The following is a 13,809-nucleotide window of genomic DNA, read 5'->3' on the forward strand; positions in this document are numbered from 1 at the left end:
CATTTAATTTATTCACTAATAGCCGATTATAAGATAAGCTTTTTTAAGAATCTATTGCCTTTTCTATTTAAGGAGTTTTCTTTGGGGCTGCCCCTCCCTACGGTCGGGTCGGGCTATGTCGCAGCTCGCTGTTCGCTCGGCCCTGCGGCAGCAAAGCTGCCTGGGGCTGGCCCCGAGGGCCACTGCTTTCTATCCCTCAGCCGCTCAGCCATTTTTTTTAGCCGGGCTTTTTTCTTCGGCGGCTTGGCTGCTCGCCCCGAAAATAAGGCAAACACAACATCCTGAAACAGGCCCAAAAAAAGGAGGGCCAAAACCATAGTTTTGACCCTCCTCTCTAGATCAGGGAAGCACTCAAGCCTTAAAATAATGGGCGTTCTCTCTGCCTTGTAGTATCTTAATTAAACGGTTTTGCAGGCCCGAAGGGCCGCAGGCAATAGCCAGATTTAAACGCACTCACTTTTATCCTTTGCAGCAATTTTCTGCTAGTCGGCCCTATTTTTCTCGGCCATAGCGAAGGCTATGCCCTTAAAAAATAGCTGGTCTAGCCAAAAATTCATAGCAAAGGATGGCCAAAGCAGCGCGATCAAATCTGGCTGAGGGATGGATAAGGGTGGCCGAAGGCCAGACCCAGGCGGCAAAGCCGCCGCAGGGCCGAGCAGACCTGCGAGCCCTGACACAGCCCGACCCGACCGTAGGGAGGGGCAGCCCCAAAACTCAATTAGTATTGAATAATGACCCCAATAGAAGGCACCGTTACCGAGCTGGTATTGTCTATGCTCCTGAGCAAATAAGCAGCATCGGGCTGTCCCTCATTGATGATACTAATGGGCTGATCGCCATCATCGCCCTGCTCTAAAATGAGGCGAGGCTGACTGGCCGCCTGAGCGGGGAAGTTCTGCAAATCAAAGTAGAGTTGTAGGCTCCATTTGGGAAAATACCATTTATAATCTACCCGAAAATCAACCCCATAAAATAAATTGGTCCGCTCGCTATTGAGTTGGCTATAATCTCTAAGTCCCTCATTAAAGCTGTTCCAGTTTTGGACCAAAGCAGAGAGGCTGTCATTATAAGGCGTATAGGGCAGGCCCGTTTGCATGCGGATATTTAAACCCAATTGTAACTCCTGATTAACCAGCGTCTTCGTAATGGCTGGTTTTCCCTTGGCTTCCCGCTTTTCATTGCGGGCCTTGCGGATCTTTTGGTTCATCATCGGAATCGTTTTGCCCAAGGCCGCATTCACAATATGACGGCTATCCCAAGAAGAAACCACATAATCTCCCGCCTGATTTTTAAACTCAGAGCGGCCCAAAGTATAGGCCAAAATGCCATAAAAGCCTTTGTAGAGACGTTGTTGAAACAAGAATTCTAGTCCATAACTACGGCCCTCTCCACGATCATCTAGGGGCGCAGCGCCCACTACACCAAAATCAGCCCCAAAGTTGGCCAAGGCAATCTGTTCATTGAGCAAAAAGGGGTAATTGTTATACTTCTTATAATAGGCCTCTACCGAAATCTTACTGGCCGTTTTGCTCAAATAACTAAAACCGGCCACCAACTGCTGATTGCGAATAAATTTTAGGCGATCCTGATTGGCCAAACTCCCATCATTGTTTCTAAAACCAAGAGCCGTATAGGCCGGCAGCTGATAGAAAATGCCCGCATTGGCATTAAAGCTAATCTGGGGCGTAATAGCATAAGAAAGGGCCAAACGAGGCGAAAACTGCTCTAGGGGATTGGCCATTAGCTCCGAATAACTATTGCCATCCAAGCGCATCCCCACCGAAAGGTTGAGGCGGTCTTGCAAAAACCGCTTGCTAATTTGGCCAAAAGCCGCATACTTATGAAAAAAGAGCTCCGTCTGATAACTCACGAGCTGAGGCGAGCCGCCCACCAAGGCTTGCAAATTGCTGCGGTTAAAATAACGAACATATTGGTAGCCCAAACCATAACTCAGTTTATAGTCGCCCTTCAAGCGCAGACTATGCTCTAAACGCAATTTGTTCTCACTCTCCTGAGAGTTGTAATCAAAGGTTCTGGGCAGACTCTCGTCATTATCTTCATGCTTGAAAATATCGTTGTTGAGCATATTTCTACTCAAAACAAAGGTATAATAGCCATTCTTCTGAAACTTCTTATAGACCGCGCCAATGGCATAGTTCCATTGGTTGTTCACCGGAATATTATCCAGTTGATAACGCTGCTCTGGGGTTTCATTAGCATCCAAATTGAGCTTAAAACGATCAATGGCGCCCAAGCCAGTCACATAAAATAGGTCCTTATTGGGCAGCTTATATTGCCATTTAAACTGAAAATCATTGTAGGTGGGCAAAAAAGAAAGCCCAATGGCATCAAATAAAAATTGGAGATAAGACTGACGAGCAGAAAGCAATAAGCTGTGGTTCTTGTTCTTGTCTAAAGGTCCCTCTAAGGCCAGGGAAACATCTGTGGCGCCCACGCTAGCGGTCAAACCCAAACGGTCGTCTCGGGCATTCTTTTGCCTAAAATTAAAGACCGAGCTCAAACTATTGCCTCGGTTGGCCGGAAAAGCCCCACTAAAAAAGTCCACCTCCGAAATTAAATCCACATTGAGCAAACCCTGTGGCCCACCCGAGGCCCCCTGCGTAGCATAATGGTTAATATTCGGCACCTCAATATCATCCAAAAAGAAGCGGTTCTCATTGGGCGCTCCCCCCCGAATAATCAGGTCGTTGCGAAAAGAGTTGGTGGTGGTCACCCCTGGCAAAATCCGAATCACCTTAGAAATATCTCGGTTTCCGCCCGGATTGCGCTGAATCTCCGCCGTTCCAATGGTCTGTAAGGAGGTCGGACTCTCCGCCTTCTGCTTAAAGGGAGAGGCCTTAACCACTACTTCTTCTACGGCTTCACTTTCTTCTTCTAAAAAAAAGTCGATATTAGCAGGCCGTGAGTTGGTCAGCTGAATTTCAGATTTGGTCTGGCTCTGATACCCCAAATAACTTACGGTAAGCGTATAAAAGCCAGGCTCCAAATTGGCAATTTCATACTCCCCGTCTATATTACTGATACCGCCAAGGCCCAAACTAGGGATACCCACACTAGCCCCCATAATGGGCTGGCTGTTTTTGGCATCTAAAATTCGGCCCTTAATCAAGCCATTTTGCCCCCAAATAGGCAGGTAGGATAGGATGAAAACCATCCAAATACCTCCTAATAATATATTTTTTAGTGCGTTCATGTTCTTTTTATACAGTTTTAGCGTTCAATATGCAGCGGAAACACAACATTTTTTAATTTGTTTAATTTTGTGGAATATTTACCGCTTGATTCTTCCACAAAAATATTTTTACAGTATGATGAAATACGATCAGTTGATCCGTTTACTGCCTTATTTGGCCGCATTCGAAGAGGAGGGACCCAAACCAGATTGGACCGCCAAGGATTTTGCCTACTGGATTCTAGAGCAGGATATTGAGGTAGATAATATAACCGAATTAGCGCCCGCTATGCCCCTACAAGGCGATTTAGCCGCCCAAATTACTCAGTTAGTTACCCTTAATTATAAATACCTTCGCTTTTACCTCAAGAAAAAGTTTAAAGATGAGCCCATCTCTACCATAGATGAGTTTGGTTTTCTGGCCGCTCTTTTAGTCAATGGAACCATGCAAAAAAAACAACTCATCGATAAAAATACCATGGAGTTTAGCTCGGGTATGGAAATTATCCGCCGCCTGAAAAGAGGACAGTTCATCAGCAGCCAGCCCGACCCCAGCGATGGCCGGGCAAAATTGGTTTCTCTAAGCCCCAAAGGAGAACACCTCATTATGCAGCTTTTGCCACAAATGGGACAGCTCGGAAAATTGGCCATTGCCCCCCTCAGCAAAAAAGAGCAACAGCAGCTGCACTACCTGCTCCAAAAACTAAATGTCTATCATAACCCCATCTTTTACCAAGCCCATCAAGAGGATATGCAAACTATTTTAGCCGAAAAATTAGGGGAGTAGTCTTTTTTGGGGCTGCCCCGCCCTGCGGGCGGGTCGGGCTGTGTCAGGGCTCGCAGGTCTGCTCGGCCCTTCGCTTTTTCGCTTTGCTCAAAAGCTCGGTCTGGCCTGCGGCCCCCCTTATCCATCCCTCAGCCAAGGCGCTGCGCGCCTTTCTAGACGCAAAAAAATAAAATTTCTTTAGGCTGAAAATGAGGGAGTTGCCGTTTTTGCTTCAAAAAATCTAGTTTTTTTTATAGAAAAGTTTGGACAAACCGAATACCCGCCCTATATTTGCAATCGCAAGGACGGAACGATATCGTTCTGATTACGCAGGAGGTTTGGCAGAGTGGTCGAATGCGTCGGTCTTGAAAACCGAAGACCCTTCACGGGGTCCGGGGGTTCGAATCCCTCAACCTCCGCTACAAAAGCCTGATGGTTAACCATCAGGCTTTATTTTTTTGGGCCAAAATTTCTTTCTTTCTCAAAAGAATATTATTTTTGCCCGCTGCCGAAAGGCAAGTACGAAATTTTATTAATTATTCATTTTTCACTCATCCAGGTAAGATGTACGCAATCGTAGAAATTAAAGGACAACAGTTTAAGGTGAGCGAGGGTCAAGAGATCTTTGTTCATCGTCTGGATGCTAAAGAGGGCGATCAAGTTACTTTTGACAAAGTACTCCTCCTAGCAAAAGACGACACTTACCAAGTTGGTCAGCCTACCCTAGAGGCTAAAGTTAACACCACAGTATTAGAGCACCTAAAAGGTGACAAGGTAATCGTTTTCAAAAAGAAGCGCCGTAAGGGCTACCGCAAGAAAAACGGTCACCGTCAGTCTTTCACAAAAATTAAGATTGACAGCATTGCATAGGCTTATAGCTATGCGAAGTTCATTATTTGTTAAATTAGTACGCTAAACATATAAAGTCATGGCACACAAGAAAGGTGTAGGTAGTACGGACAACGGACGGGATAGTAATAGTAAACGACTCGGTGTAAAGAAATACGGCGGTCAACTCGTTCGCTCTGGAAACATTATCATTCGTCAGCGTGGTACAAAATTCCACCCCGGCGAAAATATGGGTAAAGGTAGAGACTTTACTCTTTATGCGCTCTGCGACGGTATCGTAGAATTCAAGAAAGGCTATAAAAATCGCACTTTCGTGAATATCATTCCCGCAGAAGTAGAAGTGGTTTCTTAGGAAATTTCACATCAATGATATAAAAAAGCTTTCTCTTACCCTTGGGTTGGAGAAAGCTTTTTTTATTTTGAGGAGCGAAGCCCCTTTTTTGCCCTTTAGGCTGCAGTGCGACGACCAAAGGGAGTAACCGATAGGGCTGGTGCAATTGGCCTAGCGATGTGTAGGGGTGGCCGAAGGCCAGACCTAGGCGGCAAAGCCGCCGCAGGGCCGAGCGAACAGCGAGCCCCGAAACGACAACAAGCCCTTTAGGGCGCAGTTCGACGACCAAAGGGAGTAACCGCCTGCCGAAGGCAGGAGGCCCCAAAAAAAATAGTGAGGCCCCAAATTATCATTCATTCAAAAAATCCCCTTAAAATATGATAGCTCGACACACATTTAGTCAGGAAGATATAGCTGGCCGCCTAGCCAATATTCGGCGTTATGAGCCCGTACTAGATTATTATGGGCAGCAGCTCAAGGTAGAGGCCGCCTTGCTCAAAGCTATTGTGGCGGTAGAGTCTTCAGGCAATGCTCGAGCAGGAGCAGGCCGTTATAGTGGGGCCAAGGGCCTGATGCAAATTACTCGACAGACCTGGATAGCTACGATTAAGCAATATCCAGATTTGCGCTACAGAAATACCAAATTGAGCGAGTATTTGGACCGAGATAAAAATGATGTTTGGGCCGATGCTTCTTTAAATACCTTGATCGGCACCCTAGCCCTCATTCTAAAGGCTCGTAGCCTGAGCCGAATGACAGGCCTGGCCGTTTCAGCCAATGACCCCAAGGATGCCCCTATGTTGCTCACCGCCTACAATGCTGGCGAATATACCGTGATGAAGGCCTTTAAGCGCGCTCAAGCCGCTGCTAGCTCCAACCCACAAATGGACTTTTTGGAGCGAGCACATTTGCAGGGCGCTATTCAAGATGTGGTGACCCGCTTTAATCTGAGCTGGGATACCACCGCTAAGTATAAAGAAATTAGCCAGTATGCTAGCAAGGTCTTTAGCTTTTTAGACGTTTTTCGGGGAACAACTAGCCCAACTAACAACACAGGAGGCAACAACAATACAACAAGCCCTCAAGAAGAGGAGCCCACGCCCACGCCTACACCCACGCCTACACCACAAGCGAGCACTCAATATTATTCGGTGGTCTCCGGAGATACAGGTTATGGCATTGCTCGAAAACTAGGGATTCCCTTTAGCAAGTTATCAGCGGCCAACCCTGGCGTGAACTGGGCGCGTTTGTCTTTGGGCCAAAAGTTAAAAGTAGGAGAGGGGCAGCCCCCTAAAGAAACGCCCGTTCGTCCAGAACCACCCAAAACGCCCAAAATTTATAGGGTGCAAAGAGGCGATAGCCTAGGCGTTTTGGCCCGCAAATTTAATGTGAGCGTAGCGCAAATAAAGGCCTTAAATAAGGACCAACTACAACGTTGGGGCAAGGTAGAAGGCTTCTTTGTAGGGGCCAAAATTAAAATCCCCCAATAAATCAATTTAGCATAAAGAGCCCCCAATCTGAAAAGATTGGGGGCTCTTTTTTTAACTGAGTTCATTGGGCAAGGGACTTTCATAGAGTTCTATGACCCGACCTTTATCGTCTTTGCGGCGACTTTTCTTGACCCATTGCCGCTCTTTCTGCATCTTTTTCGCATAGGCCTTGGGCTGAATAATCACTCCTCTGTATTCACAAATAGCCTTGATAAACTCGGCTCCAATAAAAATCAATTGGGCCGAATAATAAACCCAAAGCAAAATGATAATGAGCGAGCCCGTGGCCCCATAGGCACTCACAATACTCGTGTGGCTGAGGTAGTAGCCCATCAGCAATTGACCCAACCAAAACAAAATAGCCGAAAAAATGGAGCCCCACCAGATGTAGCGCCAACGAAGACGGGCCGCAGGCAAAATTTTATACATCAACATAAAGAAAATCGCAATGATGAGAATAGATACCCCCAAATTGATAAAAACTAAAAAATTGGAGGTAAAATAGCTCACCGCCGGCGCCAATTGATCCGGCAAATGACTAGCCACCCAATCCTGATGCCCTTTGATATAGGTGCTGAGCCCCAAAATCAGTCCGTTGAGCAAGATGGAAAGGACCAACAAGCCCCCAATGCTGAGAATCATCCCAAAAGATAAAATCCGATTGATGATCATTTGCACAATCTGCATCTTTCGAGCCACTTCCCTTACCCCAAAAATAGTGTTTAGGGCCTCTTGTAAGGCATAGAATATATGAGTAGATAAAAAGATCAGAAAGCCCAAACCCAAAATGGTCGCTAACCAATTGGTGCTCGGACTGCCAATGTTTTTTACCGCATTCTGAATCTGCTCAGCCGCGGCCTCCCCCACAAACTCAACAATGGTGTCGTAAATACGCCCCTCTACCGCCGCTTCACCCAAAAAGAAACCCACCAAACCAATAATGATAATCAAAATGGCAGGCAAAGAAAAAATGGTATAATAGGCCAAGGCCGCCCCCATCCGCTGCACTCGGTCTTGTCCATAGCTATTTATAGTGGCCTGAATAACCAAATAAATCGGACGAAGATAGAGCCGGAAAATGTTTCTGAAAATGTGTAACATGCTTAGCTGATTTTCCTCAAAATAGGGAGATTAGTAGACATAAAAAAAGCAGATTGCCAATTAGACAATCTGCCTGCTGTAGGTATAAGTTCATCTTATCAAACGAGCGTAAGCCTTGGAAAATTTCACTCATATAGGGTAGTGTGTGGTCTACCTACAGCTTCAAAAGTATCAGTCAGAGATGATAAATTTTATTAGTAAATATAAAAGCTTAATTCATAAAAAAGGCATCTTGAACGAGGTTTTTAGTGCTGAAAACAGAAGATTTTTTATTAAACCGTATGATTTTAGTCTAAATAAACCTCCATTCATCTAAAAAAAATGCTAAAAACTGCATTTTATTCGGCCCAAGGGTCGGCCTGCAAAAATGGATCAGCCCATTCAGCTTTATTCACATAGCTCGTATCGGTCAAGGCATGCAAAAAGGTAATGATGTCCTGTTTCTCTTGGGCCGTCAAATGCGGCAACTCCGGCGCAGTGCTCAGCTCATTGGCCACATTTGGCCCCCTACTGCCCGAGGTATGATCAGTATAATGGTCCAAAACTTCTTCTAAGGTAGCAAAACGACCATCATGCATATAAGGAGCCGTAAGGCCCACATTCCGCAAACTCACTTCTCTAAATCGACCATTGTCCACGACCGAACCCGTAACATCTCCCAATCCATTATCACTAAATTCTATAAAGCTGCTCACCGAGTCAATGGCATTGTTAGAAAAACTATTGCGGGCAAAAATAGCCGCATCCCGAGTAAAACTATGACAATGCGCACATTCTGCATCCTTGGTGCTGGCACTGCCCAAAGCATCTCCCAAAAAGAGGAGCTTCCCCCTTTGGGCCGCTTCACTCATATACTCAAAGGGCACCCACTCGTCTCGGTCATATTCAGAATCTGCCGAGTTAAGCGTACGTAGAAATTGAGCAAGGGCCTTGGCCGCCAATTCTTTGCTCATCTCATCAATATGCTCAATCCCAAAGGCCTGACGAAACATCCGAGGATAATGCTCATGCCCTTTCAAACGCTGCATGACATCCTCCCAATTACTCATCATTTCTAAAGGATGCTCTACGGGCGAAAGCACCTGCTCCTCTAAGCTGGCAAATTTGCCGTCCCAGTTAAAGTTGTGCTGGCTGTTTTGTTTCCAGTTATAACCCACATTGATTAAGGACATGCTGTTTCTGGTCCCCACAGCACCACCAACCCCTATACCCACAGGGTTCCCATCGGTAAAGGCCCGATCCTGATGATGACAGCTGGCACAAGAAATACTGCTGTCTATAGAGAGTTTGCGCTCGTAAAATAAATATCGACCTAGTTTAACCCCCGCTTCTGTCGCTCTATTGTCACTGGGCTCTTCCATAGCAGGTAAGCCGTTAATCTCAGGGTAGTCATAGGCTACTGGGTTATACGGAATGCTATCCAAGCTCCCCACTGTAGGAGAAACCGGACCAATGTCATCGGGCTTGGGGTCGCAGGCTGTTTCCAAAAGTAACAAGCTGCCCAAGCCTAAGCTCAAGTAAAGAAGGGATTTCTTAAACATAGTTTATTGCAATTCTAGGGCCTGGCCCATATTCGTAATAACGGTTTTTACAATGGCGTATTCCGCAGTGCTAGGGTCACCAGAATGACTGACGTTGTTGTCCGCAATCGGAATCTCTTGCCCCACTTTGTAAAATACCTCTTTTATATCAATCGTAAAATTTAAGCTGGTCGCTTGCTCCAAATTGAATTGTTTACTGAAATTCTTTTGCTGATACATGCCATCTACCCCAGAATGATAAAGAAAATTAACATCTCCACCCGCAGCAGTAGGCAAACTATCTATCTTGCCTTCCGTACGCGTAAAAATATAACTGTCCCAAGCCGTCCAGTAATTTCCAGCATCCCCCAAAGCTACCGCACTGCTAAAGTCCGCCGGATCCATGGCATTCAAATCAGGCGATACCCCCAAGCCAAAACGAATGGCCGTAAAATTACCCGTCTCCGCCAAACTATAACTCAAATCAACCCCAGCCTCAGCATCCGCTAAGTCTACCAAGCTATTAAAATTAACGTAAGCAGAACTATCTACCAATACCCAATCGCCATTTTCTTTCTGCACTTCTATATAAGAAAGAAAAAAATTAAATACTTGCAACTGAAAATTTTCTCCATTCGGAGCCGAAACATCCGTAAACATCGGCAAGGCCTGCCCATCAAATTGCGCCTTGAAGTTTAAAGTCAAGTTTTTTGTCTCCTCCACCGGAGGATCTACAGGGTCTTTTTTACAAGATGCGGCCCAACCCACTAAAGCCAAAATTAAAAATGCTGATAAATAACGCATAAGTCAAAATTAAGTGAATAAACAAGTCTGATTCTATTATTTTGGGGCCTCCTGCCTACGGCAGGCGCTACGTTTCGGGGCTCGCTGTTCGCTCGGCCCTTCGCCGCTTGCAGCGGCTCGGTCTGGCCTTCGGCCACCCCTGCACATCGCTAGGCCGCTCAACAAAACGGCTTTGCGCTTGGCTCTCCACACTAGCCCCCCAATCTCTTATTATAAGATAAAGAAACTAGACCAATTAGTCTGTAGCAGCAGTTACCTATACCCCAATAGCAGCATAAAAGTACAGTTTTGTAATATGCCCAAGGGCCAAGCCAACAACTTCAACCAAAAGCTAGGGGCAGTCGCCAAAAGTTCACTATCTTTCGCCCAAAGATTAAACGAGGATTATGCTAAAAGGATTGGCGAACTTTCCGCTTTACCAAAATTTATTGAGGGCTAAGGCCCAAAAACAAAAGGGCTTCGCCCTGCTTATCGACCCCGATAAACTTAAGACGACGGAATTGAACGAAACGATTGAACGAGCGGTTTGGGCTGGTGTAGATTATTTCTTTGTAGGAGGGAGCTTGCTGCTCAATGATGCCCTAGAAGAGGTGGTGGCCCTACTCAAAAGCCAAACGGATATTCCCGTTTTCCTTTTTCCCGGCTCCCTGCGCCAAATTAGCCATAGTGCCGATGCCCTACTGCTGCTTTCTCTCATTTCTGGCCGCAACCCAGACCTGCTAATTGGCCAACATGTAGAAGCTGCTGCCTATTTGCGCAAAAGCCCTCTAGAAATTTTACCCACGGGCTATATGCTCATTGATGGCGGAAAACCCACTTCGGTTTCTTATATTAGTAATACCCAACCTATTCCCGCCAATAAAGAAGATATTGCCATCTGTACCGCCCTAGCGGGCCAACTTCTAGGCCTCAAACTGATTTATATGGATGCCGGCTCTGGAGCCCTTCAGCCCATTTCTAGCCAAATGATTGAGGCTGTTGCTTCTGCCATAGAGCTGCCGCTCATTGTGGGCGGGGGCATCCGCACAGCCGAAAAAGTAGCCCAAAATATTCAAGCAGGAGCCGATCTGGTAGTCGTGGGCAATGCCCTAGAAAAAGCACCCCAACTCATGGCCGAAATGGTGGCCGCCTGCCATTAAATATGGACCAATTTTTAGAATTTAGATCTAACGCCTTTTATGCAAGGAACTGTAATTAAATCTACCGGTAGCTGGTATCGTGTCCAAACGCCCGACCATAAAGTTTATGATTGTCGAATCAAAGGAAAGTTTAGGCTCAAGGGCTATAAACTGACCAACCCCGTCGCCGTAGGCGATGAGGTCCTCTTTGAGCAAGAAAAAGGCCTAGAAACAGGCATGATTCACAAGATTTTGCCCCGCCAAAATTATGTGCTCCGCCGCTCTACCCGCCAAAAACACCACCAACACCTCATTGCCTGCAATCTGGACCAAGCCCTTTTGGTGGTCACGCTCCGAGAACCCAATGTAAAGCTAGGCTTTATTGATCGCTTTTTGCTCACCACCGAAGCCTATTCTATTCCCACTTATATTATTCTCAATAAGGCGGACCTTTATGATGAGGATGACCTTGAAATGTATGAGGGCCTCAAAATTCTCTATGGCCGAGCTAGCTATCAAACTCGCTTGGTTTCTGCCCAAACAGGAGAGGGCTTAGAGGAACTTAAGTTGTTGCTCAAGGATAAGCGCAGCCTCTTTTCGGGCCATTCTGGAGTGGGCAAGTCTTCTTTGATTAACGCCTTGGTGCCTGGCTTTGGCCTACGCACCAATGAAGTTTCAGATTATAGCCAAAAGGGAATGCACACCACTACTTTTGCCGAGCTATTTACTTTGCCTCAAGGAGGCGAAATTATTGATACTCCAGGCATCAAGGAGCTGGGCTTTCTCAATTTGGAGCCCCAAGATGTGGCCCATAATTTTCCCGAAATTTTTGAGGCTTCTAAAAATTGTAAGTATAATAATTGCTTGCATATCAATGAGCCGCACTGTGCCGTAAAAGCAGGTCTAGAAACAGGCGAAATACATGAGCTGCGCTACCAAAGCTATTTGTCAATTATGGAGGAAATCCAAGAACAAAACCATTGGGAGCGACATTTATAAATTGGGCCAGTTAGGCGGCGAAGCCGCCCCGGCCTAGCGATGTGCAGCAGTGGCCGCAGGCCAGACCAAGCAGGCGAAGCCTGCGAAGGGCCGAGCGAAGAGCGAGCTGCGAAACGTAGCGCCGCAGCTTTGCTGCGGAGGCCCCAAAAAAATATAAAAAAGAAGAAAAGAACATGAAAAACCAACCCCTAGTTAATAGAGTGGCGCAAAGTAGCCTCATCAACTTTAATTTGGAAGATTATTATCCGCGGGCCGAAATTTTGGTCTTTGATATCAAAGATTATCTCTTTAAAGGCTTAATTTTGAGGGAGAAAGATTTTCGACAGGCGCTCAAAGAGATAGATTGGAGCCAATATGCGGGCAAAAATTTGCGAGTATATTGTTCTGCGGATGCGATTGTGCCCACTTGGGCCTATCAGTTGGTGGTCAGTTTGGCGGCGCCTTATGCTTTGGCGGTTCGTTTTGGGAGCCAAGAAGAATTTTTGGCGGGGCATTATCAGGCTGTTTTGGGCCAACTAGATTTGGCCGATTTTGCGGGCAAGCCCGTGGTGATTAAAGGTTGTAGTGACAAGCCCGTGCCGGTGGCGGCCTATATGGAAATCACGCGGATTTTGCAGCCAGTGGCCAAAAGCATTATGTTTGGAGAAGCCTGTTCGACGGTTCCGATTTATAAGCAAAAAAAGAAAAAGTAAGATGAAAACGCTATCCTCCTTATTGGTTTACAGCTTGGGCACCACTGCCTTTTTGGCCTTTTTGGTCCTGACCTCTTATACGGACCCCAAGGATGAGCCCGAGGCGGCTCCTCAGGCTCCTCGTTTGGAGCATGTGCAGCAGGTGCAGATGCCTAAGATTCCTGATTCGCTTAGTTTTGCTGGGGAGGCGGTGCCTATTCAGGATATGGATATGCGGGAGCGTTTTGACCGGGAGCAATTGTCGATTTGTTTTCGACATTCGGCCACTATTCATAGTATGAAATTGGCCAATCGTTATTTTCCGATGATGGAGGAGGTGCTCAAAAAAAATGGGGTACCTGATGACTTCAAGTATTTGGCGGTTACGGAAAGTAATTTGCTAAATGCGACCTCGCCAGCTGGGGCCAAGGGAATTTGGCAGTTTATGCCTGCTACGGCTCGTATGTATGGTTTGGAGGTGAATAAGGAGGTAGATGAGCGCCTAAATTTTTATTTGGTAACCGAGGCGGCCTGTAAGTTGCTCAAGCGCCTAAAAAACAAATTTGGCAGTTGGACCTTGGCGGCGGCAGCCTACAATTGTGGTGAGGGCAGAGTGCAAGAGCGGCAGCGAGCGCAGGGAGGAACGGCTTATTATGAGTTGGAATTGCCTGCGGAAACGATGCGTTATTTGCCTCGTATTTTTGCCACCAAATGTATTTTGGGTGATCCAGAGAGTTATGGGTTTTACTATGAGCAGGAAGATCTTTATCCCGCCTTTCCCGATTATCGTTTGGTGACGGTTAATGGACCAACTAATTGGGCTTCTTTTTGCAAGGAGCAGGGCCTGAGTTATCGGACCCTCAAATTGCATAACCCTTGGATTCTCAGAAGCAAATTGACCAATGCCAAGCGAAAAAGCTATACGGTTCGTTTGCCCAAGGGGTAGGGGAGGAGCCTAAGCAAAGAG

The 13,809-nt window shown here is 46.3% G+C and carries 12 protein-coding genes and 1 tRNA gene; 9 read left to right on the plus strand and 4 right to left on the minus strand.

Annotated features, from left to right (window positions below):
• Positions 1-718: 718 nt before the first annotated feature.
• Positions 719-3,214, minus strand: a complete 2,496-nt coding sequence (locus SAPGRDRAFT_RS11910; protein ID WP_002659488.1) for a TonB-dependent receptor — start codon at positions 3,212-3,214, stop codon at positions 719-721.
• Positions 3,215-3,329: 115 nt separating this feature from the next.
• On the opposite strand from SAPGRDRAFT_RS11910, the gene SAPGRDRAFT_RS11915 reads away from it, so the two are divergent.
• From SAPGRDRAFT_RS11915 to SAPGRDRAFT_RS11935, 5 genes are all read left to right on the plus strand, one after another.
• On the plus strand, positions 3,330-3,980 hold the full coding sequence (locus SAPGRDRAFT_RS11915) for a MarR family winged helix-turn-helix transcriptional regulator (protein ID WP_002659489.1): 651 nt from the start codon (positions 3,330-3,332) through the stop codon (positions 3,978-3,980).
• A 311-nt stretch (positions 3,981-4,291) separates the two neighbouring features.
• Positions 4,292-4,378: transfer RNA gene (locus SAPGRDRAFT_RS11920), tRNA-Ser, on the plus strand.
• Between the two features lie 145 nt (positions 4,379-4,523).
• The gene (rplU, locus tag SAPGRDRAFT_RS11925) at positions 4,524-4,829 is read left to right on the plus strand and encodes a 50S ribosomal protein L21 (protein WP_037350839.1); all 306 of its coding nucleotides are present in this window, start codon (positions 4,524-4,526) and stop codon (positions 4,827-4,829) included.
• Positions 4,830-4,887: 58 nt separating this feature from the next.
• Positions 4,888-5,160, plus strand: coding sequence for a 50S ribosomal protein L27 (rpmA, locus tag SAPGRDRAFT_RS11930; protein ID WP_002659491.1), 273 nt, complete (start codon positions 4,888-4,890; stop codon positions 5,158-5,160).
• Between the two features lie 356 nt (positions 5,161-5,516).
• On the plus strand, positions 5,517-6,629 hold the full coding sequence (locus SAPGRDRAFT_RS11935; RefSeq protein WP_002659492.1) for a LysM peptidoglycan-binding domain-containing protein: 1,113 nt from the start codon (positions 5,517-5,519) through the stop codon (positions 6,627-6,629).
• A 51-nt stretch (positions 6,630-6,680) separates the two neighbouring features.
• Here the strand turns inward: SAPGRDRAFT_RS11935 and SAPGRDRAFT_RS11940 are convergent, their stop codons facing one another.
• The 3 genes from SAPGRDRAFT_RS11940 to SAPGRDRAFT_RS11950 form a co-directional block, all read right to left on the minus strand.
• Positions 6,681-7,730 (minus strand): YihY/virulence factor BrkB family protein, encoded by a 1,050-nt coding sequence (locus SAPGRDRAFT_RS11940; protein WP_002659493.1) that lies wholly within the window; start codon positions 7,728-7,730, stop codon positions 6,681-6,683.
• A 338-nt stretch (positions 7,731-8,068) separates the two neighbouring features.
• On the minus strand, positions 8,069-9,271 hold the full coding sequence (locus tag SAPGRDRAFT_RS11945) for a cytochrome-c peroxidase (RefSeq protein WP_002659494.1): 1,203 nt from the start codon (positions 9,269-9,271) through the stop codon (positions 8,069-8,071).
• 3 nt (positions 9,272-9,274) lie between these two features.
• Complete coding sequence (locus tag SAPGRDRAFT_RS11950; protein WP_002659495.1) at positions 9,275-10,054, minus strand: MbnP family protein; 780 nt, start codon at positions 10,052-10,054, stop codon at positions 9,275-9,277.
• 386 nt (positions 10,055-10,440) lie between these two features.
• On the opposite strand from SAPGRDRAFT_RS11950, the gene SAPGRDRAFT_RS11955 reads away from it, so the two are divergent.
• From SAPGRDRAFT_RS11955 to SAPGRDRAFT_RS11970, 4 genes are all read left to right on the plus strand, one after another.
• Positions 10,441-11,193: a geranylgeranylglyceryl/heptaprenylglyceryl phosphate synthase gene (locus SAPGRDRAFT_RS11955; RefSeq protein WP_002659496.1), complete on the plus strand. Its 753-nt coding sequence runs from the start codon at positions 10,441-10,443 to the stop codon at positions 11,191-11,193.
• A 39-nt stretch (positions 11,194-11,232) separates the two neighbouring features.
• On the plus strand, positions 11,233-12,171 hold the full coding sequence (gene rsgA, locus SAPGRDRAFT_RS11960) for a ribosome small subunit-dependent GTPase A (protein ID WP_002659497.1): 939 nt from the start codon (positions 11,233-11,235) through the stop codon (positions 12,169-12,171).
• Between the two features lie 173 nt (positions 12,172-12,344).
• Positions 12,345-12,863 carry a DUF2480 family protein gene (locus SAPGRDRAFT_RS11965; RefSeq protein ID WP_002659498.1) on the plus strand — a complete coding sequence of 173 codons (519 nt, stop codon included), beginning with the start codon at positions 12,345-12,347 and terminating at the stop codon, positions 12,861-12,863.
• A 1-nt stretch (position 12,864) separates the two neighbouring features.
• Positions 12,865-13,788 (plus strand): lytic transglycosylase domain-containing protein, encoded by a 924-nt coding sequence (locus SAPGRDRAFT_RS11970; RefSeq protein ID WP_002659499.1) that lies wholly within the window; start codon positions 12,865-12,867, stop codon positions 13,786-13,788.
• The last annotated feature ends 21 nt before the right edge of the window (positions 13,789-13,809 follow it).

Source organism: Saprospira grandis DSM 2844, assembly GCF_000275825.1.
Taxonomy (GTDB): Bacteria; Bacteroidota; Bacteroidia; order Chitinophagales; family Saprospiraceae; genus Saprospira; species Saprospira grandis_A.